The organism is Streptomyces sp. NPDC002680, assembly GCF_042889145.1.
Lineage (GTDB): Bacteria > Actinomycetota > Actinomycetes > Streptomycetales > Streptomycetaceae > Streptomyces > Streptomyces adonidis.
The window spans coordinates 26,221-52,212 of record NZ_JBIAQP010000035.1; the positions used below are offsets into that span (position 1 = coordinate 26,221).

Sequence of the window (25,992 nt, forward strand, 5' to 3'; positions counted from 1 at the left end):
GAGGCGTCGGCAGTGGTCACGCGCCGATCGCGTGCAGCCCGCCGTCCACGTGGATGATCTCGCCGGTGGTCTTCGGGAACCAGTCGCTGAGCAGGGCGACGACACCGCGGCCGGCCGGCTCGGGGTCCTTGAGGTCCCACTCCAGGGGCGAGCGGTTGTCCCACACGGAGGCCAGGTCCGAGAAGCCCGGGATGGACTTGGCGGCCATGGAGGCGAGCGGGCCGGCGGAGACGAGGTTGCAGCGGATGTTCTGCTTGCCCAGGTCGCGGGCGACGTAACGGCTGGTGGCCTCCAGGGCGGCCTTGGCCGGACCCATCCAGTCGTACTGCGGCCACGCGAACTTCGCGTCGAAGGTGAGGCCGACGACCGAGCCGCCGTTCTGCATCAGCGGCAGGCAGGCCATGGTGAGCGACTTCAGGGAGAACGCCGAGACGTGCATGGCGGTGGCCACGGACTCGAACGGGGTGTTGAGGAAGTTGCCGCCGAGGGCATCCTGCGGGGCGAAGCCGATGGAGTGGACGACGCCGTCGAGGCCGCCGAGCTCCTCGCCGACGAGGTCGGCCAGGCGGGCCAGGTGCTCCTCGTTGGTGACGTCCAGCTCCAGGACCTTGGTGGGCTTGGGGAGCTTCTTGGCGATGCGCTCGGTCAGCGTGGGCCGCGGGAACGCGGTCAGGATGATCTCCGCGCCCTGCTCCTGGGCCAGCTTGGCGGTGTGGAAGGCGATGGAGGACTCCATCAGCACACCGGTGATCAGGACGCGCTTGCCCTCGAGAATTCCGCTCATGGTGATCAGTGACCCATTCCCAGTCCGCCGTCAACGGGGATGACGGCTCCAGTGATGTACGAGGCGTCGTCCGAGGCGAGGAACCGCACCGTCGCGGCGATCTCCTCCGGCTGCGCGTACCGGCCGAGCGGTACCTGCTTCACGATGGTCTCGCGCTGCTCGTCGGTGAGGACCTTGGTCATGTCGGTGTCGACGAAGCCGGGCGCGACGACGTTGAAGGTGATGTTGCGCGAGCCCAGCTCACGGGCGAGGGACCGCGCGAAGCCGACCAGACCGGCCTTGGAGGCGGCGTAGTTGGCCTGGCCGGGACCGCCGTACAGACCGACGACCGAGGAGATGAGGACGACGCGGCCCTTCTTGGCGCGCAGCATGCCGCGGTTGGCACGCTTGACGACGCGGAAGGCGCCGGTGAGGTTGGTGTCGACGACGGACGTGAAGTCGTCCTCGGACATGCGCATCAGGAGCTGGTCCTTGGTGACACCGGCGTTGGCGACGAGGACCTCGACCGGGCCGTGCTCGGCCTCGATCTCCTTGTAGGCCTGCTCCACCTGCTCGGTGTCGGTGATGTCGCACTTGACGGCGAGGAAGCCTGTCGGCGGCTCACCGGAACGGTATGTGATGGCGACCTTGTCGCCGGCATCGGCGAACGCGCGGGCGATGGCGAGGCCGATGCCCCGGTTGCCTCCGGTGACGAGAACCGAGCGGCTCAACGGATCACCCTTTCGTTAGCGGTTCAACACCTGTCCGAACAGCAGGGTTGACAGGCTGCTTCTCCAAAAACCTATCGGTCGGCCGACGCCCGCGGACATTCGGGCACCGACAGTGGCTCACCCCTGCCGCTGTCGGGTCCCTACAGTCGGCGTGCATGATTCACTGCGAGACAGACGCATCACACTCACCGTGACAAGGAGAGGCCGCTCATGGCCCATGAGGTCGATCAGTCATTCCTGGCACTGCCCCTACGTGCCCTGGCCGACGCCGCCCTCGCACGCGCGCGTGCGCTCGGTGCCGACCACGCGGACTTCCGGTTCGAGCGGGTGCGCAGCGCGTCCTGGCGGCTGCGGGACGCCAAGCCGTCCGGCTCGTCCGACACCACGGACCTGGGGTACGCGGTGCGGGTGGTGCACGGCGGTACCTGGGGGTTCGCGTCGGGCGTGGATCTGAGCATGGACGCCGCCGCGAAGGTCGCCTCGCAGGCGGTGGCCATGGCGAAGCTGTCCGCGCAGGTGATCAAGGCGGCGGGGTCCGACGAGCGCGTGGAGCTGGCCGACGAGCCCGTGCACGCGGACCGGACCTGGATCTCGTCGTACGAGATCGACCCGTTCACCGTGCCGGACGAGGAGAAGGCCGGGCTGCTGGCCGAGTGGAGCGCGCGGCTGCTCGCGGCGAACGGCGTCAACCACGTCGACGCCTCGCTGCTCACGGTGCACGAGAACAAGTTCTACGCCGACACCGCGGGGACCGTCACCACGCAGCAACGGGTCCGGCTGCACCCGCAGTTCACCGCCGTCTCCGTCGACGAGTCGAGCGGCGAGTTCGACTCGATGCGGACCATCGCGCCGCCCGTCGGACGCGGCTGGGAGTACCTCACGGGCCGGGGCTGGGACTGGGAGTCCGAGCTGGAGCAGATCCCCGAGCTGCTCGCGGAGAAGATGCGCGCGCCGAGCGTCGAGGCGGGGCTGTACGACCTGGTCGTCGACCCGTCGAACCTGTGGCTGACCATCCACGAGTCCATCGGCCACGCCACCGAGCTGGACCGCGCGCTGGGTTACGAGGCCGCGTACGCCGGTACCTCCTTCGCCACCTTCGACCAGCTCGGCAAGCTGAGGTACGGCTCCGACCTGATGAACGTCACGGGCGACCGCACCGCCGAACACGGCCTGGCGACCATCGGGTACGACGACGAGGGCGTCGCCGGTCAGTCGTGGGACCTGGTGAAGGACGGGACGCTGGTGGGCTACCAGCTGGACCGGCGGATCGCGAAGCTGACCGGGTTCGACCGGTCCAACGGGTGTGCGTACGCCGACTCGCCCGGGCATGTGCCCGTGCAGCGCATGGCCAATGTGTCGTTGCAGCCGGACCCGGCCGGGCTGGCGACCGAGGATCTCATCGGCGGCGTCGACCGCGGGATCTATGTCGTCGGGGACCGGTCCTGGTCCATCGACATGCAGCGGTACAACTTCCAGTTCACCGGACAGCGGTTCTTCAGGATCGAGAACGGCCGGATCACCGGGCAGCTGCGGGACGTGGCCTACCAGGCGACGACCACCGACTTCTGGGGCTCCATGGCGGCCGTCGGCGGTCCCCAGACGTACGTCCTGGGCGGCGCCTTCAACTGCGGCAAGGCCCAGCCGGGCCAGGTCGCGGCCGTGTCCCACGGCTGCCCGTCGGCCCTCTTCAAGGGCGTCAACATCCTCAACACCACGCAGGAGGCCGGTCGATGAGCGCCCGTATGAACAAGCCGCACGAGGTTGTCGAGCGGGCCCTCGAGCTGTCCCGGGCCGACGGGTGTGTCGTCATCGCCGACGAGGAGTCGAGCGCCAACCTGCGCTGGGCGGGCAACGCCCTCACCACCAACGGGGTCACGCGCGGGCGCACGCTCACCGTCGTCGCGACCGTCGGCGGCAAGCAGGGCACGGCCTCGGGGGTCGTCTCCCGCGCGGCCGTCACCTCCGACGAGCTGGAACCGCTCGTACGGGCCGCCGAGGCAGCCGCACGTGGTGCGAGCCCCGCGGAGGACGCCCAGCCGCTGGTCGCGGGTGTGCCGGAGTCCCCCGACTTCACGGACGCGCCGTCCGAGACCTCGTCCGCGGTGTTCGCCGACTTCGCGCCGGCGCTCGGCGAGGCGTTCGCACGCGCGCGTGCGGGCGGCCGGGAGCTGTACGGCTTCGCCAACCACGAGCTGGTGTCGAGCTATGTGGGTACGTCGACGGGGCTGCGGCTGCGCCATGACCAGCCCAACGGGACGCTGGAGCTGAACGCCAAGTCCCCGGACCGTACGCGGTCCGCGTGGGCCGGGCGGTCGACGCGGGACTTCAAGGACGTCGACCCGGCCGCCCTCGACGCGGAACTCGCCGTACGCCTCGGCTGGGCGGAGCGGCGGATCGAGTTGCCGGCCGGGCGGTACGAGACGCTGCTGCCGCCGACGGCCGTCGCCGACCTGCTGATCTACCAGCTGTGGTCGGCGTCCGCGCGGGACGCCGCCGAGGGGCGCACGGTGTTCTCCAAGCCGGGCGGCGGGACACGCATCGGCGAGAAGCTCACCGAGCTGCCGCTGACGCTGCGCAGCGACCCGAACGAGCCGGGGCTTGAGGCCTCCCCCTTCCTGCTCGCCCACTCCTCCGGCGACGACCAGTCGGTGTTCGACAACGGGCTGCCGCTGAGCGCCACGGAATGGATCCGCGAGGGCGAGCTGAACCGGCTGATCACCTCCCGGCACACCGCCGGGCTGACCGGTCTGCCCGTGTCCCCGGCGATCGGGAACATCGTCCTGGACGGGGGCGAGGACAAGTCCCTGGAGGAGATGGTCGCGAACACCGAGCGCGGGCTGCTGCTGACCTGCCTCTGGTACATCCGCGAGGTCGACCCGGCCACCCTGCTGCTGACCGGCCTGACCCGTGACGGGGTGTACCTGGTTGAGAACGGCGAGGTCAGCGGGGAGGTCAACAACTTCCGGTTCAACGAGTCGCCGGTGGATCTGCTGGGGCGGGCCGTCGAGGCGGGGCGCACGGAAAAGACGCTGCCCCGGGAGTGGAGCGACTGGTTCACCAGGGCTGCGATGCCTGCGCTGCGGGTGCCGGACTTCAATATGAGCTCTGTCAGTCAGGGCGTATAACCTCGTAGCCGGTAGTCGCTCGACTGCCGTACAACTGACTGTACGAAGACCATCCACAAGGAGATACGAGAACCGTGACGGACATCGTCGACGAGCTGAAGTGGCGGGGCCTCTGGGCCCTGTCCACTGACGAGGACGCTTTGCGCAAGGCGCTCGCGGACGGTCCCGTCACGTTCTATTGCGGTTTCGACCCGACGGCGGCCAGTCTGCACGTCGGTCACCTGGTGCAGGTGCTCACCATGCGCCGCCTCCAGCAGGCGGGCCTGCGTCCGCTGGCCCTGGTGGGCGGGGCGACCGGCCAGATCGGTGACCCTCGTCCCACGGCGGAGCGCACGCTGAACGACCCGGAGACGGTCGCGAACTGGGTGACCCGGCTGCGCGCGCAGATCGAGCCGTTCCTGTCCTTCGAGGGCGAGAACGCCGCGGTGATGGTGAACAACCTGGACTGGACGGCCGGACTGTCGGCCATCGAGTTCCTCCGGGACATCGGCAAGCACTTCCGCGTCAACAAGATGCTGACGAAGGACTCGGTCGCCCGGCGACTGGAGTCCCAGGAGGGCATCAGCTACACGGAGTTCAGCTACCAGCTGTTGCAGGGCATGGACTTCCTGGAGCTGTACCGGAGGTACGGCTGCACGCTCCAGCAGGGCGGCAGCGACCAGTGGGGCAATCTCACGGCGGGCCTCGACCTGATCCACCGGCTGGAGCCCGACGCCGAGGCGCACTGTCTGGCTACGCCGCTGATGGTCAAGGCGGACGGCACCAAGTTCGGCAAGACCGAGGGCGGCGCCATCTGGCTCGACCCGGAGATGACGACCCCGTACGCGTTCTACCAGTTCTGGCTGAACGTGGACGACCGGGACATCTCGACGTACATGCGCATCCTGTCCTTCCAGTCCCCGGAGGAGCTGGAGGCGCTGGAGGCGCAGACCGCCGAGCGTCCGCAGGCGCGGGCCGCTCAGCGCGCCCTCGCCGAGGAGCTGACGACGCTGGTGCACGGCGCCGAGCAGACGGCCGCCGTGATCGCCGCGTCCAAGGCCCTCTTCGGTCAGGGCGAGCTGGGTGAGCTGGACGAGCGGACGCTGACCGCGGCCCTCTCCGAGGTGCCGCACATCCGGGTCACCGAGGCGGGTCCGGTCGTCGACCTGTTCGCCGAGGTCGGCCTGGTGGCCAGCAAGTCGGCCGCGCGGCGCACGGTGAAGGAGGGCGGCGCGTACGTGAACAACGTGAAGGTCGCCGCCGAGGACGCCGTCCCCGCCAAGGAAGATCTGCTCCACGGGCGGTGGCTGGTGCTGCGCCGGGGCAAGAAGAATCTGGCGGCCGTCGAGGTCACCGGCTGACCGGTCGTACGGCAGAGGCGGCTTCCCCAGGGGAGCCGCCTCTTTGCGTGGGTCCGGTCAGGCCCGCTGTTTGCGCTTGCCCAGCGTCGCCATGTACGCCTTGTCGCCCAGGGCCACGACCACGACCGCGGCGATCAGCTGGAAGAGGTGGCGCCACCAGTCGATGCCCGCTGTCTCCTCGACGCCGAAGCCTCGTGCCATCGCGTTGCCGATGACGGCGCCGATGATGCCGAAGACGGTCGTCAGCCAGAGCGGGCTGTGCTGCTTGCCCGGAATGATCGCCTTGGCCAGCAGACCCAGCACGAATCCCACGATGATCGCCCACAACCAGCCCATGGCTGCCTCCTCGTACCGCTCTGGTGAGCATTACGCCCAGTGTCGGTCCGTTCGCGCTACGGCGCATGTCGGGGCCCTCGGTACGCGGTACGGCGCAGAGCGGTCACCCCGACGGAAGGTGCCCCGGTCTCGTAGGCGACGCAGACGCGGCGTAACGTGGAAGTCATCCGGATCCTGGTTCCCCGACCGGGTTCGGCGCGGGTACGGGCCGGGGCGTGTCCGATTCGGGTGGACGGTGGAACGTGATGCGGAAGCAGAGCAACAGTGGCGGCGCCCAGGTCTTCCGGATCACCGGGGCCCGGCAGGGGCTCGCGGACGATGTGCGCGCCAGACAGCGCCGGTACGTCATCTCCATGTCCGTGCGGACAGTGGCCGTGGTCCTCGCGGCGGTGCTCTGGAACGTCGAACGGCACGTCGCGTTCGTGGCGTTGGTGCTGGGCATGGTTCTCCCCTATATCTCCGTGGTGATCGCCAACGCCGGCCGGGAGAACGCGCCGGGGCTGCCGTCGACGTTCGTGACGGCTCCGGTACGGCCGATGATCGCGCCGCCGCGTCCGGAGGAGGGGTTCGCGGAACCCTCAGCGGAAGGCTCCGGGGGCGATCAGGGGGCCGACGTGCGGGGCAATCCGCGCGAGCGGGCCTGACCGAAAGTCAACGCCGACGGCATCGCCAAGCTCAAGAAAAGCTCAGATCAATCATGTTGTTCCAGTGCCGGTCGGACGCTTACCCATGACATACTTCGTACGCGCTCCGCATCCCCCGTCGGAGCGACAGACCGACGCCGGGCAGCTCCCCCCGTGGCTGCTCGGCGTCGCCTTTTGAGCGCTGTTCCGGCCGGGTTTTCCGCCGGGTTAGGGTCAGCAGATGTTCGGTCCTGACCCTGACTCCCCCATCTGTTCCGCCAAGGCATGCCGGGCGGACGCCGTGTGGGTGCTTGCGTGGAACAACCCGAAGCTGCATACGCCTGAGCGGCGGAAGACTTGGTTGGCTTGCGAGGAGCATCGCGAGCACTTGTCGCAGTTTCTGGGGGTGCGGGGGTTTTTGAAGGACGTGGTTCGGCTGGAGGAGTGGGCGTCTCCTCCGGAGGGGTGAGCCGTTTTCGTCTGCGGGTCCGTTGTGGCTGGTCGCGCAGTTCCCCGCGCCCCTTTGGGGCGCCCCGAACGGGCGCCCCTGAACAGCTAACCGCCGATTGCTGACATCGGTCTGTCCGGCTGGACGAACTCCGGGTCGTCCAGGCCTGCGCCCGCCTTCTTGCCCCACATCGCCTCGCGCCAGATGCGGGCTATCTCCTCGTCGGGGGCGGCCGAGCGGAGGGCCGCGCGGAGGTCTGTTTCCTCGCGGGCGAAGAGGCAGGTGCGGATCTGGCCGTCGGCCGTGAGGCGGGTGCGGTCGCAGGCCGCGCAGAACGGGCGGGTGACCGAGGCTATGACACCCACGACGTGCGGGCCGCCGTCCACCAGCCAGCGCTCCGCCGGGGCCGAGCCCCGCTTCTCCGAGCCCTCCTCCGTCAGCTCGAAGCGGGTGCGCAGGGACTGCAGGATGTCGCCCGCCGTCACCATGCCCTCGCGCTTCCAGCCGTGCTGGGCGTCCAGCGGCATCTGCTCGATGAAACGCAGCTCGTAGTCGTGCTCGACCGCCCAGGCGAGGAGGTCCGGGGCCTCGTCGGCGTTCAGGCCCGGCATCAGGACCGCGTTGACCTTGACCGGGGTCAGACCCGCCTCGCGAGCCGCTTCCAGGCCCGCGATGACGTCCTTGTGGCGGTCGCGGCGGGTGAGCGTCTTGAAGACGTCCGGGCGCAGGGTGTCCAGGGAGACGTTGACACGGTCCAGGCCCGCCGCCTTCAGCGCCGTCGCCGTACGGACCAGGCCGATGCCGTTCGTCGTCAGGGACATCTGGGGGCGGGGGGCCAGGGTGGCGACCCGCTCCACGATGCCGACCAGGCCCGGGCGCAGCAGGGGTTCGCCGCCGGTGAAGCGGACCTCCTCGATGCCCAGCAGGCGGACGGCTATGTCTATGAGGCGGACGATCTCGTCGTCCGTGAGCAGGTCCGGCTTGGCCAGCCACTGCAGGCCCTCCTCGGGCATGCAGTACGTACAGCGCAGGTTGCAGCGGTCGGTCAGTGAGACGCGCAGGTCGGTGGCCACTCGGTTGTAGGTGTCGATGAGCACGTGGGCCCCCTCCCTCGTAGCGGATCCCGTGCGGATCGCGTGGCGGAGCACAGTTTCTCCGACACCTGCGAGCCTACGTGACCCCACTGACATCGAGACCGCCCCGATGCCACAAGACGTGGAGCGGGGCCGCCGTAGGTCCCTACGACGGCCCCGCTCCGTATGCGCGTCGGAACGCCTAGTGGGCCCCGGTTCCCGTGAGGGACCGGACCTCCAGCTCCGCGTACTTGCCGGTGTCGGGCTCCTCCTTGGAGAGGACCGTGCCGAGCCAGCCCATGAGGAAGCCGAACGGGATGGAGATGATGCCGGGGTTCTTCAGCGGGAACCAGTGGAAGTCGACGTCCGGGAACATCGCCTTCGGGTCGCCGGAGACGACCGGCGAGAACAGCACCAGGCCGACCGCCACGATCAGGCCGCCGTAGATCGACCACAGGGCGCCCTGGGTGGTGAACCGCTTCCAGAACAGGCTGTAGAGGATCGTGGGCAGGTTCGCGGACGCGGCTACCGCGAACGCCAGCGCGACCAGGCCGGCCACGTTGAGGTCGCGGGCGAGGGCGCCCAGGGCGATGGAGACGATGCCGATGAGGACGGTGGCCCAGCGGACCGCCTTCATCTCCTCCTTCTCGGTGGCCTGCCCCTTGCGGATGACGTTGGCGTAGATGTCGTGCGCGAAGGACGACGACGACGCCAGCGTGAGGCCGGCGACGACGGCGAGGATCGTCGCGAAGGCGACCGCCGAGATCGTCGCGAGCAGTACCGCGCCCCAGGCCGAGTCGACGCCGCCGATGTGCAGGGCGAGCAGCGGCGCGGCCGTGTTCCCTGATGGGTTGGAGTCGGTGATCTCTTTCTGGTCGATCAGCGCGGCGGCGCCGAAGCCGAGCGCGATCGTCATCAGGTAGAAGCCGCCGATGATGCCGATCGCCCAGATCACGGACTTCCGGGCGGCCTGCGCCGTGGGCACCGTGTAGAAGCGGATCAGGATGTGCGGCAGACCGGCGGTGCCGAGGACCAGGGCGATGCCCAGGGAGATGAAGTCCAGCTTGGAGGTGCCGGTGGCGCCGTACTGGAGGCCGGGCTCCAGGAACGCGTCGCCCTTGCCGCTGCGTTCGGCGGCGGTGCCGAGCAGATCGGAGATGTTGAAGTTGAACTTCAGCAGCACCAGGAACGTAATGAGGATCGTGCCGCTGATGAGCAGCACGGCCTTGACCATCTGGACCCAGGTGGTGCCCTTCATACCGCCGATGGAGACGTACACGATCATCAGGACGCCGACGAGGGCGACGATGGCGACCTTGCCCGCGTCCGAGGTGATGCCGAGGAGGAGCGAGACGAGGACGCCCGCGCCGGCCATCTGGGCCAGCAGGTAGAAGATCGAGACGACGATCGTCGACGTACCGGCGGCCGTGCGGACCGGGCGCTGGCGCATGCGGTACGCGAGGACGTCACCCATGGTGTAGCGGCCGGAGTTGCGCAGCGGTTCGGCCACCAGGAGCAGGGCGACCAGCCAGGCGACGAGGAAGCCGATGGAGTACAGGAAGCCGTCGTACCCGAAGAGGGCGATCGCGCCCGCGATGCCGAGGAAGGACGCGGCGGACATGTAGTCGCCGGAGACCGCGAGGCCGTTCTGGAAGGCGCTGAACTGGCGCCCGCCGGCGTAGAAGTCGGCAGCGCTCTTGGTCTGGCGGCCCGCCCAGACGGTGATGACGAGGGTCGCGACGACGAACACCGCGAACAGGGAGATGATCAGCGGCCGGTGCTCACTGGCCTCACCGGCGGCGAGAACACTCTGCTGTACGGGGCTCATGCGCCGCCCTCCATCCGGGACTTGATCGCCTCACCCTTGGGGTCGAGGTTCGCGGAGGAGTACCGCGCGTACCACCAGGCGATGAGGAACGTGGTGACGAACTGGGCGATGCCGAAGACGAAGGCGACGTTGATGTGGCCGAAGAGCTTGGTGCCCATGAAGCCGCCCGCGTAGTTCGACAGCAGGACGTACAGCAGGTACCAGCTGATGAAGCCGACGGTCAGCGGGAAGGCGAAGGAGCGGTGGGCGCGGCGCAGTTCACCGAACTCGGCGCTCTCCTGCACCTCGACGAACTCCGCCGTGGACGGGGAATGGGGCTCTGTCTTCGGGGGGGGCGGTGCGTCGGTAGCCACGGAGTCTCCTCGCGTTGCGGGTGCGGTGACGACAGCGGACGGGGGTGAGTGGTCGTTCGGGGACGGGGTCGGGCTGGGTACGGACATGGCTCTTTTCTGACCTCGCGGTGATCTGGATCACGGGGTCGGCTCGCGATGGTAGGGCCCACACGCGTGATCCGACAGGGGGCTCGATGGTGCTCGTGCTCCCTGTCCAAGGTCACGGCGCCACGCGAGGGCAGGTTCAACTCCCCGCGCTTCTTTCCGAACTGGTCTCCGGAAGTCATTGCTGGCCAGCGACGACGCGGGATAGCTTCGGCCTGTACCACCCGTCATGTACCTGCAATATCGGCGGTGCGGGCCATGCGCCCGTGCCCGCTTTTTCGCGCGTACTCACTTTGTTGACCGTCCCTGCTACGCGCCTGCCCGGCAACCATCCTTGTCCGGGCCGGCCTCGTTTCCGGATGATGTGGAGATCCCATGGCTCATCTGCGCTCCAGACGTCGGCTCGCTCTCGCGGTGCCGGTCGTGCTGTCCCTGACCGCTTCCTTCAGCTTCCTCGGCTTCATGCCCGTGGCCGCGTCGGCCGCCGAGCCGGCCGCCTCCGCCGCCACTGCCGCGGACGGCCCGAACCTCGCGTATGTCGTCAACACGAAGAGCACCGACCGTCACACGATCGGGGCGGTGACGAAGGCGATATCCGCGGCCGGCGGGACCGTCGTGGTCACGTTCAAGAAGATCGGTGTGATCGTCGTCCACTCCACCAACCCCTCCTTCGGGGCGGAGATCCGCGCGGTGCGCGGGGTGAAGTCCGCGGGTGCCACGCGGACCACGCCGCTGGTGGCCGCCGGGACGACCGACGAGGGTGCGGCGGACTATCTGACGGCCGCCGAGGCAGCCAAGGTCGAGGCCGCGTCGGCCACGGTCCCCGAGAGCGAGCCCCTCGAAGCCGACCAGTGGGACCTGCGGTCGATCGGCGCCGACAAGGCCGCGAAGATCAACCCGGGCAGCCGCAAGGTCACCGTCGCCGTGATCGACACCGGCGTCGACGACACCCACCCCGACCTCGCCCCGAACTTCTCCGCGGCCCAGTCGGCGAACTGCGTCGGCGGCGTCGCGGACACCAGCGCGGGTGCGTGGCGCCCGTACACCGCCGAGGACTACCACGGCACCCACGTGGCCGGTGAGATCGCCGCCGCCCGCAACGGCATCGGTGTGGCCGGTGTCGCGCCCGGTGTGAAGGTCGCCGGCATCAAGGTGAGCGACCCGGACAACGGGCTCTTCTACCCGGAGAGCGTCGTCTGCGCCTTCGTGTTCGCCGCCGACCACGGCGTCGAGATCACCAACAACAGCTACTACGTTGATCCATGGCTGTACAACTGCATGGACGACCCCGATCAGCGGGCCATTGTTGACGCGGTCAACAGGGCGCAGCTGTACGCGCAGAACAAGGGCATCCTCAACCTGGCGTCGGCAGGCAACTCCGCCCACGACCTGGACTCCGACGCGATCGTCGACGACAGCAGCCCCGACGACTCGACGCCGGTCACGCGCACGATCGACCCGCACGAGTGCTTCGACGTACCGACCCAGCTCCCGGGTGTCGTCACGGTGAGCGCCACGGGCGTCGACAACGTCAAGTCGTACTACTCCACGTACGGAAACGGCGTCATCGACGTCGCGGCCCCCGGCGGCGACCGCAAGTACCAGATACCTGACACGCCGTCGCAGAACGGCCGCATCCTGTCCACCATGCCCAACGGCGAGTACGCCTTCCTTCAGGGCACCTCGATGGCCTCGCCGCACGCCGCGGGCGTCGCCGCGCTGCTGAAGTCGAAGCACCCGTGGGCGACCCCGGCCCAGCTCCAGAGGCTGCTCAAGGCCCAGGCGGACAACCCGGGCTGCCCCGAGTCGTACGACCAGGACGGTGACGGCACGCAGGACGCGGTGTGCGAGGGCGGCGCACGGGTCAACGGATTCTTCGGGGCCGGGATCGTCAACGCGCTGCGCGCGGTCCAGTAACCGGCACGGTCCTCCGAGTCTTCCCGCACGGTCCGCACGTCCCTCGAACGAAGGAACTGGAGACCCCTATGACAGCCCCCCACCCGCGCTCCCGTCGCGCCGTGGCGATCCCGGTCGGGATGGTCATGGCGACGGCGTTCGCCTTTCTGCCGAACATCGACGCCGTCGCGGCCGACGCCACGCCCGTGGCGGCCACCGCCGCCGACGCGACATCGCTCAGCTATGTCGTCAACGTGTTCCCCGGCCTCGGCCAGGCCCGGTACCTGAAGAAGGCCATCGCCGAGGCCGGCGGCACGATCGTCACGTCGTACGACCGGATCGGGGTGATCGTCGTCCACTCGGCGAACCCCGACTTCGCCAAGACCGTCCGCAAGGTGCCCGGTGTGCAGTCGGCCGGCAACACGCGCAACGCGCCGCTGCCCGCGCAGTCGACCACCGACATGGGCGCCCCGAAGGTGCTCTCCGCGGCGGAGGTCGCGAGCGCCACCGCCGACGCCACCGCCGCCCAGGACCCGCTGGAGCCGTTGCAGTGGGACCTGCCCGCCATCAAGGCGGACAAGGCGCACGAGAAGTCGCTCGGCAGCTCCAAGGTGACCGTCGCCGTGATCGACACCGGTGTCGACGACACCCACCCCGACATCGCGCCGAACTTCGACCGCAAGGCCTCCGTCAACTGTGTGACGGGCAAGCCCGACACCACCGACGGGGCCTGGCGGCCGACCACGGGCGAGAGCCCGCACGGCACGCACGTCGCCGGTGAGATCGCCGCCGCGAAGAACGGCGTCGGCGTCACGGGCGTCGCGCCGGGCGTCAAGGTGTCCGGCATCAAGGTGTCGACCACGGCCGGCTACTTCTACACGGAGGCCGTCGTCTGCGGCTTCGTGTGGGCGGCCGAGCACGGCGTGGACGTCACCAACAACAGCTATTACACGGACCCCTGGTACTTCAACTGCAAGAACGACCCGGACCAGAAGGCCCTGGTCGACGCCATCACGCGGGCCACGCAGTACGCGGAGCACAAGGGCGTCGTCAATGTCGCGGCGGCCGGCAACGAGAACTACGACCTCGCGGCCGACGAGATCACCGACCCGGTCTCCCCCAACGACGCGACGCCCTCGGACCGGGTCATCGACCCCTCCGAGTGCTACGACATCCCGACCCAGCTCCCTGGCGTCGTGACCGTCGCCTCGACGGGCGCCAAGGGCATCAAGTCGTCGTTCTCCAACCACGGACTGGGCGTCATCGACATAGCCGCCCCGGGCGGCGACTCGACCCGCTACCAGACCCCGGCCCCGCCGGCCACCAGCGGCCTGATCCTCGGCCCGCTGCCCGGCGGCACCTGGGGCTACATGGCCGGTACGTCGATGGCGTCCCCGCATGTCGCGGGCGTGGCCGCCCTGATCAAGTCGACGCACCCGCACGCCTCCGCCCGCCTGGTGAAGGCGCTCCTGTACGCCGAGGCGGACGCCACGACGTGCACGGACCCGTACGACATCAACGGTGACGGCAAGGTCGACGCGGTGTGCGAGGGCCCGAAGAACTACAACGGCTTCTACGGCCACGGCGTCGCGGACGCACTGGACGCGGTGACGAAGTAGGTCCTCGGTATTGATCCTCTGCGGTGGGCCGGACAGCGTTGAGCTGTCCGGCCCACCGTGTTGATCCCGTACATATGTTGATCCAGTACACGCGGCATAGTGACCGTATGACTGTGTTGAGCACGGAGTACACCTGGGCCGCGCTGGGCGGCGATCCCGCCGCCCCCGCCCGGGTCTCGACCGTCGCACGCACCGGAGTGCTCGCATCACGGCTGCCGGTACGGGAGTTGGCGCGGGCCTGCGTCGGCTGCTGCGCGCTGGCCGCCGCGGAACTGGGCGCCCTCCGGGCCGGGCTGCCGGAGCTGCCCGGGGTCCGCGTGGACGACGGCGCCGTCGCCACCGCCCTCGTCAGCGAGCGGCATCTGCTGGTCGACGGACGCGCACCGGTCTCCTTCGCGCCACTGTCGCGCTTCTGGCGGACGACGGACGGCTGGGTGCGCACACACGCCAACTACCCGCACCACCGGGCACGTCTGCTCGCGGCCCTGGGCACGTCCGAGGACCCGGCGTCCGTCGCCGCCGCCTTCGCCGAACGCACCTCGGCGGAGGCCGAGGAGACCGTGTACGCGGCCGGCGGCCTCGCCGTCGCGCTGCGTACGGCGAACGAGTGGGCCGTGCACGAGCAGGGCACGGCGGTGGCCGCGCGCCCCCTGGTCGAGCGCGGGCGGCTGGACTCGGCACCCACGCGTGTGCTCGCGCCCATCGACACCGACCCCCTGCTGCCCGCCGCCGGAATCCGCGTCCTCGACCTGACCCGGGTCATCGCGGGCCCCGTCGCCACCCGCACCCTCGCCCTGCTCGGCGCGGACGTCCTGCGCCTGGACGCGCCCCAGCTGCCCGAACTCCCGGACCAGCACGCCGACACGGGCTTCGGGAAGCGGTCGGCGGTGCTGGATCTGGCGGCCGACCGGCGGGCCTTCGAGGAGCTCCTCGCCAGTGCTGACGTCGTCGTGACCGGGTACCGGCCCGGTGCCCTGGACCGGTTCGGGCTGTCGCCGGAGTCGCTGGCCGAACGCAGGCCCGGGGTGGTCGTGGCGCAGTTGTCGGCGTGGGGCGCGTACGGGCCCTGGGGTGAGCGGCGGGGCTTCGACAGTCTGGTGCAGGTCGCCACCGGCATCGCGGCGATCGAGGGGACGACGGCGGAGCCCGGTGCGCTGCCCGCGCAGGCGCTCGACCACGGCACGGGATATCTCCTGGCGGCCGGGGTGCTGCGGGCGCTGAGCGACCAGGTACGGGAGGGCGGCAGCCGGTTCGTACGGCTGGCACTGGCCCGGACGGCGGGGTGGCTGATGAGCGGGGCGGCTCAGGGGCAGCAGACGCCTGTGAGCGGCTCCGCGTACCACGACGCGTACGACGGGCCGGAGGCATGGCTCGCCGAGCGGGACAGCGCGCTGGGGCGGCTGCGGTACGCGCTGTCGCCGGTCTCCTTCGCGGGCGGGCCGGTCGACTGGGCGCGGCCTCCCGGGGTTTGGGGGAAAGACAGACCTCAGTGGGGGTATTGAGATAGACACAGCGTAGGCCCTTGGGGAGGGGCGCCGGGGTGAGTCGCCGGGCGACCGGAGACGTACCTACGGCTGGTGAGGATCTTGGGGTGGGCTTGATACGACCGACTGACGGGGCGTCCGACGAGGGCGGGCCCGCGAGAACACCCGGTGCCGGGCAACCTGGCAGCGGACGACCCGGTACGGGGCGGGCCGTCGCCGTGCTCGTGCTGGTGGCGCTGGCCGCGCTGATACCGCTGCTCGGCCCGTCCGCCGCGCTGGACGGCACCGGGGAGGCCTCCGCGCCCGGCGTCCCCGGGATCGCGCTGCTGCGAACGGTGCTGTTCGCCGCGCTGTGCGTCCCGGTGGGCGAGCTGTTCGTGCGGCAGCTGGCCGGCAGACTGCCGGGGGCGCCGCCGGAGCGGGCGCGGAGTTGGGCGCCGTACGCGACCGGTGTCGGTTTCGTCGCCGCGCTGGGGCTCGCCTCGGTGGTGTCGACCGGCAACCTCGTGCCGCACAGCCTGGCCGCGATCGATGTGGGCGGACTGTACGAGTCCCGGGACGGCAAGCTCGCGCTGCTGGAGGTCAACGGGTTCGCGGCGGCGGGACTGTGCGCCCTCTCGGCCCGCCCGGTGATGCAGGTCTGGCCGTTGGCCGCCGTGGCCGTGGCGGAGGCGCTGCGGGCCCATCCGGCGCCGGAGCTGGATCCGCTGACCGGCTCGGCGCTGACCTTCGTGCACCTCACGTGCGCGGCGCTGTGGGTGGGCGGACTGCTGTACGTCCTGCGGACGTTGCCCCTATGGGACGCCGCGAGTGAGGCGCGCGTTGCGTTGCTGGGCCTCTACGCGCGCGTGGCGGCCGTTCTGCTCGCCCTGATCACCGCGACGGGCATCTGGAGCACGCTGCGCCGGATGCCGGCGAACACGGTCCTGGAGCAGCTGACGTCGACGGCGTACGGCCGCACGCTGCTCGCCAAGGTGATCGTCGTGGCCGCCGTCGCCGCGCTCGCCCTGTGGGCGCGGCTGCGGCTGAGCCGGGCGACCGATCCGCTGACGGCCTGCTCCCCCGCGCGCGCGGAGGTCGTCGCGCTGGGGCTGGTGGTCGCGGTGTCGGGGCTGCTCACCGCGCTGCCGGTGCCGATCCGCTGGACGTGAGGGGTGACCGCGCCGCGGTTCTCGCCGCCGCGAGTACTCCGACGGTCAGGAGCCATTGGGCCGCGAGGTACGTGAGCATGATCCAGAAGTCGGGGTTCGGGAGTTGGGGCAGGTCCGCGACGCCCGTCGCGATGAGCGTGTCGGAGAGCAGGAAGAGCGCGCCGCCCGCGCCGACGAGAAGACCGAGTGCGGTGGCTCGGTAGGCCATCGCGGTCAGCAGGAGGCTGTAACCGGCGACGGGGACGCGGAGTTCGGCGGGGAGGCCGGGCCCGAGGACGGCGAGGGTGACGGCCAGGGCCAGGGCATAGGCGCCCGCGAGGCCGTGGCGGGCTGCACGCGCGCGTGGGGCGCCGCCCGCCATGCGGAACGTGTTGCCGTACCTCCTGAAGAGGACGAGGTAGCACACGTGGCCGGCCGCGAAGGAGGCCATGCCCGCCAGGAACGCCGGGTCGGCGTCGGAGAGCAGCAGGACGTCGCCCGCCCAGCCGAGGAGAAGGGCGACGGTGAGAAGTCGGGGAGCGCCGCGCAGATGGGCGTGGGCGGCGAGGAGTGGCATCAGGAGGGGCTTGGCGAGGGCGTGGCCGGTGTCGGAGCCTGCGGTGAGGGATACCAGGTCGGCGGCTGCGGCGAGGGCGAAGGCGGCCAGGAGAACGCGGGTGGGTCTCACGCGACGACGGTCTCTTCGGCGGGCTGCTCCTGCCTCACTGACGCGGGCTGCCAGCCCGGTCCCCGGAACACCCGCCCGGCGCGCTCGCGCCAACTGCCCGCCGCCTTGATGTCCTTGACGATCGCCACGTACTCATGAGTGGCGACCTTGACCGGGTTGAACGTGTTGATGTTCTTCGTCAACCCGTAGACAGGCCGTTCGGTCTCCGCGACGAACGAGCCGAAGAGCCGGTCCCAGACGATGAGGATCCCGCCGAAGTTGCGGTCCAGATAGCCGCCTTGGGAGGCGTGGTGGACGCGGTGGTGGGAGGGCGTGTTGAAGACGTACTCGAACCAGCGGGGCATGCGGTCGATCCGCTCGGTGTGGATCCAGAACTGGTACACGAGGTTCGCGGAGGAGCAGAAGGCGAGCGCGGCCGGGTGCACACCGAGGGCGACGAGGGGGACGTAGAACGGCCAGACGGTGAGCGTGGTCCAGGGCTGGCGCAGCGCGGTCGTGAGGTTGAACCTCCGGCTGGAGTGGTGGACCACGTGACAGGCCCACAGGATGCGGACGACGTGGTGCCCGCGGTGCGACCAGTAGTAGAAGAAGTCCTGGCCGAGCAGCATCAGCGGGACGGTCCACCACAGCACCGGGACGCGGAGCGGGGTGAGTTCATGAATCGCCGTGTAGACGGCGACGATCGGGATCTTCCAGAGGAAGTCGAAGGCCAGGCTCCCCAGGCCCATGCCGACGCTGGTCGCGGCGTCCTTCGCCTCGTACCCGGCGGCGGCCCCCTCGGCGGCAGGGTGGATTCGGACACTGATCATCTCGATGACGGTGAGGAGTACGAAGGCGGGTATGGACCAGGCCACGACATCGGGGAGGTTGGGCATGGCTGCACGTTAGGACGGCTCACGGGTGGCGCATAGACGTTGTTACTGACAAGTATTCAGGGCAGTACGCGCTTGCTTGTTGGTGGTCTCCACCAACCGGGTGGCCGACGGAGTGTCAGTCGCGGCCCGTATTCTCTGGGACCATGCTCGAAGACCTGACGCCGACGCCGTCCCCCGTACCGTGGCCGACCGCATATCCCCAGGGATACGCGGTCGTTGACGTCGAGACCACCGGTCTGTCCCGGGACGACCGGATAATCTCCGCAGCCGTCTACCGGCTCGACGCGCGCGGTGAGGTCGAGGACCACTGGTACACGACCGTCAATCCGGAGCGGGACCCCGGGCCGGTGTGGATCCACGGGTTGACGAGTGACGTCCTGGAGGGAGCGCCCCTCTTCGTCGAGATCGCCGAGGAGTTCGCGTCCCGGCTCGCCGACCGTGTGCTCGTCGCGCACAACGCGGTCTTCGACTGGTCGATGATCGCCCGGGAGTACGCGCGCGCGGAGCGCGAGGCGCCGGTGCGGCAGCGGCTGTGCACCATCGCGCTCTCCAAGGAGCTGGGGCTGCCGCTGCCCAACCACAAGCTGGAGACGCTCGCCGCGCACTACGGGGTCGTCCAGCAGCGCGCCCACCACGCCCTGGACGACGCGCGCGTGCTCGCCGAGGCGTTCCGGCCCAGTCTGCACGCAGCTGCCCGGGGCGGCGTACGGCTGCCACTGCTGGAGTGCCGGCCCCTGACGGAGTGGTCGGGGTCCGTGAGCGGCTCCGCGCGGCCCCAGATCGGACGGCAGGCCTCCGGGGGCTACGGCGGCTACCAGCCGACCAGTTGGCGGCCGTCCCGCAAGCGGCCCGCGTGTCCGTACCCCAATCCGGGGCGGTACGAGGACGGCAGGCCGCTGAAGCAGGGCATGCGGGTGGCGTTCTCCGGGGACACCTCGGTCGAGCGCGACCTGCTGGAGGACCGGGCCGTCGAGGCGGGGCTGCATGTCGCGACGAGCCTGTCCCGGCTGACCAGCCTGCTCGTCACCAACGACCCCGACTCGATGACCTCGAAGGTGGTCAAGGCCCGGCAGTACGGCACACCGGTGGTCGACGAGGCGGCCTTCGGTCAGCTGCTGCGGGACGTGGAACCGGCGGCGGAGGGATGACCGTACGGACGGGTGATTGCCGCCCGACTCGCCCGGCACGGTCTCGCTCGGGCGCCACCGACGGCCCACCCTGTGGCGCATGGCGACCTGTGAAGTCTGCGGCAACAGTTACGGCATGACGTTCGAGGTGCACGCGCAGGGCGCGGTGCATGTCTTCGACTGCTTCTCCTGCGCGATCCACCGCATGGCACCCATCTGCGAGCACTGCCGTGTCCAGATCATCGGCCAGGGCGTGGAGGCGGACGGCCACTGGTACTGCGGGGCGCACTGCGCCCGCGCGGAGGGGAGGGTCGGGATCATCGACAAGGTCTGAGCCGAGTCCGTACCCCCCTGAATGCACCCCACGGGCGAGTTGTACCGTCAGTGGGGTGTACCGCTTCCTCTTGTCCCGGCAGTGGGTGATCCTCACGCTGGTCGCCCTCCTCCTCATCCCCACGATGATCAGGCTGGGCATCTGGCAGATGCACCGCTACGAAGAGCGCACCGCCCGCAACCAGCTGGTCGCCGACGCGCTGTCCGCCGAGCCGGTGCCCGTGGAGAAGCTGACCTCCCCCGGACACACCGTCACCACCGGCGAGCGATACCACACGGTGAGCGCGAAAGGTCGGTTCGACACCGACGACGAGGTCGTCGTCCGGCGCCGCACCAACTCCGACGACGAGGTCGGCTACCACGTCCTGACCCCCTTCGTCCTCGACGACGGCAAGGTCCTGCTGGTCAACCGGGGCTGGATCCCCGCGGACGGCCCGAGCCAGACCGCGTTCCCCAGCATCCCGGCGCCCCCCAAGGGCGAGATCACCGTCACCGGGCGGCTGATGCCCGCCGAGACGACCGCGGCGAGCGGCATCAAGGACCTCAAGGGCCTGCCTGACCGCCAGATCATGCTGATCAACAGCGAGCAGGAGGCCCGGCGGCTGGGCGCCGAGGTGCTCGGCGGCTACATCGTGCTGACGACACCCGAGCCGAAGGGCGACACGCCCGAACTGCTCGGCAGGCCCGGCAACGAGAACGCCGCACTGAACTACGCCTACGCCATCCAATGGTGGCTGTTCTCCGCCGCCGTCCCCCTGGGCTGGGTGATCCTGGTGCGCCGGGAACGCCGGGACCTGGCGGAGGCCGCGGCCGAGTCGGCGGAGCGTGAGTCACAGGAGTCGCCGGACGGCGAGCCCGCCGCCGTGTGACGTAATCGAGACCTCTCGGCGAGGGACGGGACGTTCGCGCCCGAATGCGCATGCCGTGTGCAGGGAACCCGCCCGACGTGCACCCTCACCGGAACCACCGCGATCCCCACATCCCTCGTATCGAGGACTACGCCCTCGTCGGCGACCACCAGACCGCCGCGCTCGTCGGCATGGACGGCAGCGTCGACTGGCTCTGTCTGCCCCGCTTCGACTCGGCCGCCTGTTTCGCCGCGCTGCTCGGCGACGAACGCAACGGGCACTGGCGGATCGCCCCCGAGGGCGCCGACCGATGCGTCCGGCGCGCCTACCGGCCCGGCACCCTCGTCCTCGACACCGAGTGGGAGACCGACGAGGGCGCGGTACGCGTCACCGACCTGATGCCGCAGCGCCACCGGGCCCCCGATCTCGTACGGATCGTCGAGGGCGTACGCGGCGAGGTGACCGTCCGCTCCACACTGCGGCTGCGCTTCGACTACGGGTCGATCGTGCCGTGGATGCGCCGGAAGGACGGACACCGGGTGGCCGTCGCCGGGCCGGACGCGGTGTGGCTGCGCACCGAGGAAGGAGTGCGCACCTGGGGGCGGGACTTCACCACGTACTCGGAATTCACGGTCGCGGAGGGCGAGCGGGTCGCGTTCGTGCTGACCTGGCATCCCTCGCACGAGGAGCATCCGCCGTTCGTCGACCCGTACGAGGCGCTGGACACTGCCGTCGCCGACTGGGAGGCCTGGTCGGCACGGTGTACGTACGACGGGCCGCACCGGGACGCCGTGGTGCGCTCGCTGATCACCCTGAAGGCGCTGACGTACGCGCCGACCGGCGGCATCGTGGCCGCCCCCACCACCTCGCTCCCCGAGGAGCTGGGCGGCGTACGCAACTGGGACTACCGCTACTGCTGGCTGCGCGACTCCACGCTCACCCTGAACGCGCTGCTGTCGGTGGGCTATCACGAGGAGGCCGAGTGCTGGCGTGACTGGCTGCTGCGCGCGGTCGCGGGCGACCCGGCGGACCTCCAGATCATGTACGGGCTCGGCGGTGAGCGCCGACTGCCGGAGTTCGAGCTGGACTGGCTGCCCGGGTTCGGCGGCTCGGCCCCGGTACGGATCGGCAACGCGGCCGTACGGCAGCTCCAGCTCGACGTGTACGGCGAGGTCATCGACTCGCTGGCGCTGGCCCGGCGTTCGGGACTGCCGTCCAAGCCGCACATGTGGCGGGTGCAGGTCGCGCTCATGGAGTTCCTGCGGAAGACCTGGCGGCAGCCCGACGAGGGGCTGTGGGAGGTGCGCGGACCACGCCGGCACTTCGTGCACTCGAAGGTGATGGCCTGGGTGGCCGCCGACCGCGCGGTGCGTCAGCTCGAACTCAACCCGAAGCTCAGCGACGGCGACATCGACGGCTGGCGGGCCATGCGCGACGAGGTGCACCAGGAGGTGTGCGAACGCGGGTTCGACCCGGAGCGCAACACGTTCACCCAGTTCTACGGCTCCCGCGAACTCGACGCCGCCGTACTCCTCCTGCCCCGCGTCGGCTTCCTGCCGCCGGACGACCCGAGGATCGTCGGGACCGTCGACGCCGTCCGCGACGAGCTGGGGCACAGCGGATTCGTCCGCCGCTACAGCACGGACGGTCCCGTGGTCGACGGGCTGCCCGGTGACGAGGGTGTCTTCCTGGCCTGCTCGTTCTGGCTGGCGGACGCGCTGCACATGATCGGCCGTACGGAGGAGGCGCGCGAGTTGTTCGAACGGCTGGTCGGTGTCACCAATGACGTGGGGCTGCTGGCCGAGGAGTACGACCCGGTCGCCGGCCGGCAGCTCGGCAACTTCCCGCAGGCGTTCAGCCACATCGGGCTCGTCAACACGGCCCTCGCCCTGTACGGCGGGGGCCAGGCAGGATAGGGACCATGGATCTTGGACTGAAGGACCGGGTGTACGTCGTCACCGGAGCCACCCGTGGGCTGGGCAACGCCGCCGCGCGCGAACTCGTCGCCGACGGCGCGAAGGTGGTCATCACCGGGCGGGACGGGAAGACGGTCGCGGAGGCCGCCGCCGCCCTGGGCCCGGGGGTGGTGGGTGTCGCCGCGGACAACTCCGACCCGGAGGCCGCGGAGCGGCTCGTCGCGACGGCCCGTGAGCACTTCGGGCGCTTCGACGGCATCCTCGTCAGCGTGGGCGGGCCTCCGCCCGGGTTCGTCGCCGACAGCACGGACGAGCAGTGGACGGCCGCGTTCGAGTCCGTGTTCCTGGGGGCGGTGCGGCTCGCTCGCGCGGCGGTGGCGGAGTTGGAGGCGGGTGGGGTCGTCGGGTTCGTGCTGTCGGGGTCGGTGCACGAGCCGATTCCTGGGCTGACCATCTCCAATGGGCTGCGGCCCGGGCTTGCGGGGTTTGCGAAGTCGCTCGCGGACGAGGTGGGGCCTCGGGGGATTCGGGTGGTGGGGTTGTTGCCTGCGCGGATCGATACGGATCGCGTGCGCGAGCTGGACGGGTTGTCGGCTGACCCTGAGGCGACTCGGGTCGCCAATGAGTCGCGGATTCCGTTGCGGCGGTATGGGAGGCCGGAGGAGTTCGGGCGTACCGCCGCGTTTTTGCTTTCGCCTGCGGCGAGCTATTTGACCGGGGTCATGGTGCCTGTTGACGGGGGGATGCGGCACGGGTTTTGAGCGCCGTTTTTGACTGCGGGTGCGTGGGGGCTGGTCGCGCAGTTCCCCGCGCCCCTAGGCAAATTCCCTCGCCCCTGATTGCTAGTTGACCCTCTCCGCGCGGTGTTTTACCGCCCTCAGGTCTACCTCTGTCGGGAGTGACTTGAGGCCTGCCGAGTCGCGGGCGTTTGTCAGGGCCTCTGCTGTGAGGCGGACCACCGCGTCGCCCGGGGCCGCGTGGGGCTGGAGGAGGAGTTGGACTCGGGCCTCGGGGGCCGTGCGGCGGCCCGTCAGGGTTACCTGGGCCCGCGCCACGCCCTCCAGGCGGGCCGCTTCTCCCGCGACCGCGCTCTCCATGGCCCGGCCTCGCAGGAGGGCGCCCTCGCCGTCGCCCGTGTCGACCAGGACCTCGGTCAGGCGGCGTCGGCGCAGGACCGCGGCCAGCCACCACAGGGACAGCAGGACCAGGACGGCCAGGATCGCGAGTACCGTCGGCCACCACCAGCCGGCGTCCCGGTAGTGGGTGCGTTCCGCGTTGCTCAGCAGGACGTCCTTCTTGTCGTCGTGGATCCACCAGGTCGGCCAGCTGCCGCCCAGGCCGATCGCGAGGACCGAACCGCCGGTCACCATCAGGGCCAGGCCTGCCAGTCCCAGCAGTACGCGGTTGACGATGCGCTGCATCCGTCCTCACCCCTTCTTCCGGCCGGGGCGGCCGACATGCACCGACAGGGCTGGCGGACGGGACAGGCCGAGGCCCCTGATCGCGTCGGCGAGCACGTCGTCCAGGTCGGCCCGTACGTCGTCGAGTTCGCGGAAGTGGGAGACCGCGCGGACGTCGGCCCTGGTGCGGGTCATCCTGACCTGGACCGACTGCACGCCGGACACCTCCACGGCCCGGTCGCGCAGCACCATCGCGGCGGCGGCCCGGTGCAGGCCCGCCCGGACGTCCACGTGGGTGCGCCGCATCGGCAGGACACCGCGCAGGCCCGGCGTGGCCGCGAGGATCAGCAGCCAGGCGCCGAGGGCGACGGCGATCCCGGCGCCGACCAGGACCCAGGTGTCGTCGAGCGGGCGTTCCGCGAGCTGCCTGGCCAGCGATTTCCGCCAGCTCATGGCCGGGCGGTCGGCCCGTACCGCGGTGATGTCGTAGAGGAACGCGCCCGCGCCGACGAGCAGGAGCAGTGCGAGGACTGTCGCGGGGACTCTGCGCGCCGACCAGAAGCGGCCGTTCCTGTCCTCCCCGGCGGCGAGGGTGGGCAGGGGGTCGTAGGCGGCGGCTGACGAGGACTGTCCCAGTCCGGTGGTGTCGGCCGCCGTGTCGCTCGTCTTCTCCAGTACCGGCAGTCGCTGGGTGCTGTCCGAGCCGTCGGAGCCCTGGGGCTCGCTCATCGCGTCCTCCCCCGTGCCTTCCCCGGTGTCACGCCGTGCGTCTGTGCCAGGTGCAGCCGCTCGATCTCGACGGCGACCTCCGGCACCTCCATTCCCGCCAATGCCTCTACCCGCGAAGCGACCCGACGACGCACCGTCGCGCACTGGTCACCGATGTCGGAGGGGTACGGGAGTTCGAGGCTCACGCGGACGCGGGCCCTGTCGTGGTGGACGACGACCGTGGCGTGCGGGGGTACCGCGTCCGGGGGCAGTCCGGCCAGCGCCTCGCGGGCCGCCTGCGTGGCGATCTTCGCGACGACGCGGTCGGCGATCCGGGTGGCGCCGCGTTCGCCCGGCGGCACCGCCATCGTGGCCGTACCGGGCGTACGTGTCTGCCCGGGCTGCTCCTCGGTCACAGGACCTCACCGCCGTTTGTCGTCGCGGGTGCGGAAGAAGTCGCCCAGGTCGAGGTCGCCCTCCAGGAACCGGCCGACGACGAAGCCGAGGGCGCCCAGGGCGGCCACCAGCAGAAACGCGCCGAAGCCGCCGAAGTATCCGGCGAATCCCAGCGCCATTCCGGCGATCATGCCGATGACGGCGAAGCTCATGCTGCCTGCCTTCCCGGTTCCTTCCCAGTCCCTTTGCCGATGCCCCGAATCCGTCATTGCAGACGGGGTTCGAGTTCTTCTTCCTCTTCTTCGGGCAGCTTCACGTCCGTCACCGCGATGTTGACCTCGACGACTTCGAGGCCGGTCATGCGCTCGACGGCCGCGATGACGTTCTCGCGTACGGCCCGGGCGACATCGGCGATCGAGACGCCGTACTCGACGACGATCTCCAGGTCGAGGGCGGTCTGCACCTCGCCGACCTCGGCCTTCACGCCGCGGGTGGCGGACTTCGAGGCGCCGCCGGGCACCCGGTCGCGGACCGCGCCGAAGGTCCGGGAGAAGCCGCTGCCCATGGCGTGCACGCCGAGGACATCGCGGGCGGCGAGCCCGGCGATCTTCTCGACGACTCCGTCGGCGATCGTGGTGCGTCCCCGTTCTGCCGGGTCGCCGCCGCCGCGCTTGGTGACGTTCGTCTTCCGGAGCTGGGTGGGCGTCGGGCCTCCGCCCTCGCTCTCGGGCTGCTCCGGCCGTTTCCGTGGGGTCGTGTCGGTCATCGCCGTACATCCCTTTCGGTCGTCCTCCACAATCCACAGTAGGCGGGGTCCGACGGACGCGCGCCGGGGATGTGGCAGGCAGGCGAAGCGCGGGGGCGCGTC

27 protein-coding genes are annotated in these 25,992 nt (G+C 70.3%); 14 read left to right on the top strand and 13 right to left on the bottom strand.

What is annotated here, in order from left to right; translation table 11 throughout:
• Positions 1-16: 16 nt before the first annotated feature.
• A complete protein-coding gene (gene fabI, locus ACFYXF_RS50580) occupies positions 17-784 on the bottom strand; it encodes an enoyl-ACP reductase FabI (RefSeq protein ID WP_389360970.1) in 768 nt (255 codons plus the stop codon).
• Positions 785-789: 5 nt separating this feature from the next.
• Positions 790-1,494 (bottom strand): 3-oxoacyl-[acyl-carrier-protein] reductase, encoded by a 705-nt coding sequence (gene fabG, locus ACFYXF_RS50585; protein ID WP_369033743.1) that lies wholly within the window; start codon positions 1,492-1,494, stop codon positions 790-792.
• A 210-nt stretch (positions 1,495-1,704) separates the two neighbouring features.
• Here fabG and ACFYXF_RS50590 point away from each other — a divergent pair, with 210 nt between their 5' ends.
• From ACFYXF_RS50590 to tyrS, 3 genes are all read left to right on the top strand, one after another.
• On the top strand, positions 1,705-3,228 hold the full coding sequence (locus ACFYXF_RS50590; RefSeq protein ID WP_389360973.1) for a TldD/PmbA family protein: 1,524 nt from the start codon (positions 1,705-1,707) through the stop codon (positions 3,226-3,228).
• Positions 3,225-4,619, top strand: a complete 1,395-nt coding sequence (locus tag ACFYXF_RS50595) for a metallopeptidase TldD-related protein (protein WP_389360975.1) — start codon at positions 3,225-3,227, stop codon at positions 4,617-4,619. The genes ACFYXF_RS50590 and ACFYXF_RS50595 overlap by 4 nt, the downstream gene beginning before the upstream one ends.
• A 74-nt stretch (positions 4,620-4,693) precedes the next feature.
• Complete coding sequence (gene tyrS / locus ACFYXF_RS50600) at positions 4,694-5,959, top strand: tyrosine--tRNA ligase (RefSeq protein ID WP_389360977.1); 1,266 nt, start codon at positions 4,694-4,696, stop codon at positions 5,957-5,959.
• Between the two features lie 57 nt (positions 5,960-6,016).
• On the opposite strand, the gene ACFYXF_RS50605 is transcribed toward tyrS, so the two are convergent.
• Positions 6,017-6,295: a GlsB/YeaQ/YmgE family stress response membrane protein gene (locus ACFYXF_RS50605; protein ID WP_389360979.1), complete on the bottom strand. Its 279-nt coding sequence runs from the start codon at positions 6,293-6,295 to the stop codon at positions 6,017-6,019.
• 245 nt (positions 6,296-6,540) lie between these two features.
• Between ACFYXF_RS50605 and ACFYXF_RS50610 the strand changes: the two genes are divergently transcribed.
• Together ACFYXF_RS50610 and ACFYXF_RS50615 are read left to right on the top strand one after the other, a co-directional pair.
• Positions 6,541-6,939 (top strand): DUF3099 domain-containing protein, encoded by a 399-nt coding sequence (locus ACFYXF_RS50610; protein WP_389360981.1) that lies wholly within the window; start codon positions 6,541-6,543, stop codon positions 6,937-6,939.
• 220 nt (positions 6,940-7,159) lie between these two features.
• Positions 7,160-7,387: a hypothetical protein gene (locus ACFYXF_RS50615; protein WP_389360983.1), complete on the top strand. Its 228-nt coding sequence runs from the start codon at positions 7,160-7,162 to the stop codon at positions 7,385-7,387.
• 86 nt (positions 7,388-7,473) lie between these two features.
• On the opposite strand, the gene moaA is transcribed toward ACFYXF_RS50615, so the two are convergent.
• The 3 genes from moaA to ACFYXF_RS50630 form a co-directional block, all read right to left on the bottom strand.
• Positions 7,474-8,463, bottom strand: a complete 990-nt coding sequence (gene moaA / locus ACFYXF_RS50620) for a GTP 3',8-cyclase MoaA (protein WP_389360985.1) — start codon at positions 8,461-8,463, stop codon at positions 7,474-7,476.
• A 178-nt stretch (positions 8,464-8,641) separates the two neighbouring features.
• Positions 8,642-10,267, bottom strand: a complete 1,626-nt coding sequence (locus tag ACFYXF_RS50625) for a cation acetate symporter (protein ID WP_389360987.1) — start codon at positions 10,265-10,267, stop codon at positions 8,642-8,644.
• The gene (locus ACFYXF_RS50630) at positions 10,264-10,620 is read right to left on the bottom strand and encodes a DUF485 domain-containing protein (RefSeq protein WP_389360989.1); all 357 of its coding nucleotides are present in this window, start codon (positions 10,618-10,620) and stop codon (positions 10,264-10,266) included. The genes ACFYXF_RS50625 and ACFYXF_RS50630 overlap by 4 nt, the downstream gene beginning before the upstream one ends.
• A 459-nt stretch (positions 10,621-11,079) precedes the next feature.
• On the opposite strand from ACFYXF_RS50630, the gene ACFYXF_RS50635 reads away from it, so the two are divergent.
• The 4 genes from ACFYXF_RS50635 to ACFYXF_RS50650 all read left to right on the top strand — a co-directional run bounded on the left by ACFYXF_RS50635 (position 11,080) and on the right by ACFYXF_RS50650 (position 16,854).
• Positions 11,080-12,621, top strand: a complete 1,542-nt coding sequence (locus ACFYXF_RS50635; protein WP_389360991.1) for a S8 family serine peptidase — start codon at positions 11,080-11,082, stop codon at positions 12,619-12,621.
• Between the two features lie 68 nt (positions 12,622-12,689).
• A complete protein-coding gene (locus tag ACFYXF_RS50640; RefSeq protein ID WP_389360993.1) occupies positions 12,690-14,219 on the top strand; it encodes a S8 family serine peptidase in 1,530 nt (509 codons plus the stop codon).
• A gap of 107 nt (positions 14,220-14,326) precedes the next feature.
• Positions 14,327-15,721 (top strand): CoA transferase, encoded by a 1,395-nt coding sequence (locus tag ACFYXF_RS50645; protein WP_389360995.1) that lies wholly within the window; start codon positions 14,327-14,329, stop codon positions 15,719-15,721.
• 89 nt (positions 15,722-15,810) lie between these two features.
• The gene (locus tag ACFYXF_RS50650) at positions 15,811-16,854 is read left to right on the top strand and encodes a CopD family protein (RefSeq protein ID WP_389360997.1); all 1,044 of its coding nucleotides are present in this window, start codon (positions 15,811-15,813) and stop codon (positions 16,852-16,854) included.
• Here ACFYXF_RS50650 and ACFYXF_RS50655 read toward each other — a convergent pair.
• A complete protein-coding gene (locus tag ACFYXF_RS50655) occupies positions 16,820-17,521 on the bottom strand; it encodes a lysoplasmalogenase (protein WP_389360999.1) in 702 nt (233 codons plus the stop codon). The genes ACFYXF_RS50650 and ACFYXF_RS50655 overlap by 35 nt on opposite strands.
• Positions 17,518-18,396, bottom strand: coding sequence for a sterol desaturase family protein (locus ACFYXF_RS50660; RefSeq protein WP_389361001.1), 879 nt, complete (start codon positions 18,394-18,396; stop codon positions 17,518-17,520). Before ACFYXF_RS50660 ends, ACFYXF_RS50655 begins: the two co-directional genes overlap by 4 nt.
• Positions 18,397-18,539: 143 nt before the next feature.
• Between ACFYXF_RS50660 and ACFYXF_RS50665 the strand changes: the two genes are divergently transcribed.
• The 5 genes from ACFYXF_RS50665 to ACFYXF_RS50685 all read left to right on the top strand — a co-directional run bounded on the left by ACFYXF_RS50665 (position 18,540) and on the right by ACFYXF_RS50685 (position 23,381).
• Complete coding sequence (locus ACFYXF_RS50665) at positions 18,540-19,544, top strand: DEDDh family exonuclease (protein WP_389361003.1); 1,005 nt, start codon at positions 18,540-18,542, stop codon at positions 19,542-19,544.
• Between the two features lie 79 nt (positions 19,545-19,623).
• Positions 19,624-19,857 (top strand): hypothetical protein, encoded by a 234-nt coding sequence (locus tag ACFYXF_RS50670; RefSeq protein ID WP_369033760.1) that lies wholly within the window; start codon positions 19,624-19,626, stop codon positions 19,855-19,857.
• 55 nt (positions 19,858-19,912) lie between these two features.
• Positions 19,913-20,725, top strand: coding sequence for an SURF1 family protein (locus ACFYXF_RS50675; protein ID WP_389361005.1), 813 nt, complete (start codon positions 19,913-19,915; stop codon positions 20,723-20,725).
• Positions 20,726-20,769: 44 nt separating this feature from the next.
• Positions 20,770-22,620 carry a glycoside hydrolase family 15 protein gene (locus ACFYXF_RS50680; RefSeq protein WP_389361007.1) on the top strand — a complete coding sequence of 617 codons (1,851 nt, stop codon included), beginning with the start codon at positions 20,770-20,772 and terminating at the stop codon, positions 22,618-22,620.
• 5 nt (positions 22,621-22,625) lie between these two features.
• Positions 22,626-23,381: an SDR family oxidoreductase gene (locus ACFYXF_RS50685; RefSeq protein WP_389361009.1), complete on the top strand. Its 756-nt coding sequence runs from the start codon at positions 22,626-22,628 to the stop codon at positions 23,379-23,381.
• An 81-nt stretch (positions 23,382-23,462) separates the two neighbouring features.
• Here ACFYXF_RS50685 and amaP read toward each other — a convergent pair whose 3' ends face one another.
• Genes amaP through ACFYXF_RS50710 form a run of 5 tightly spaced genes read right to left on the bottom strand, consistent with a single transcriptional unit; the run spans position 23,463 to position 25,890 of the window.
• Positions 23,463-24,041, bottom strand: coding sequence for an alkaline shock response membrane anchor protein AmaP (amaP, locus tag ACFYXF_RS50690; RefSeq protein WP_389361011.1), 579 nt, complete (start codon positions 24,039-24,041; stop codon positions 23,463-23,465).
• Between the two features lie 6 nt (positions 24,042-24,047).
• Positions 24,048-24,749, bottom strand: a complete 702-nt coding sequence (locus tag ACFYXF_RS50695; RefSeq protein ID WP_389361013.1) for a DUF6286 domain-containing protein — start codon at positions 24,747-24,749, stop codon at positions 24,048-24,050.
• Positions 24,746-25,096, bottom strand: coding sequence for an Asp23/Gls24 family envelope stress response protein (locus ACFYXF_RS50700; protein WP_389361028.1), 351 nt, complete (start codon positions 25,094-25,096; stop codon positions 24,746-24,748). Before ACFYXF_RS50700 ends, ACFYXF_RS50695 begins: the two co-directional genes overlap by 4 nt.
• A gap of 54 nt (positions 25,097-25,150) precedes the next feature.
• Positions 25,151-25,336, bottom strand: coding sequence for a hypothetical protein (locus tag ACFYXF_RS50705; protein ID WP_389361015.1), 186 nt, complete (start codon positions 25,334-25,336; stop codon positions 25,151-25,153).
• Positions 25,337-25,389: 53 nt separating this feature from the next.
• Positions 25,390-25,890 (bottom strand): Asp23/Gls24 family envelope stress response protein, encoded by a 501-nt coding sequence (locus ACFYXF_RS50710; RefSeq protein ID WP_389361017.1) that lies wholly within the window; start codon positions 25,888-25,890, stop codon positions 25,390-25,392.
• Positions 25,891-25,992: the final 102 nt, after the last annotated feature.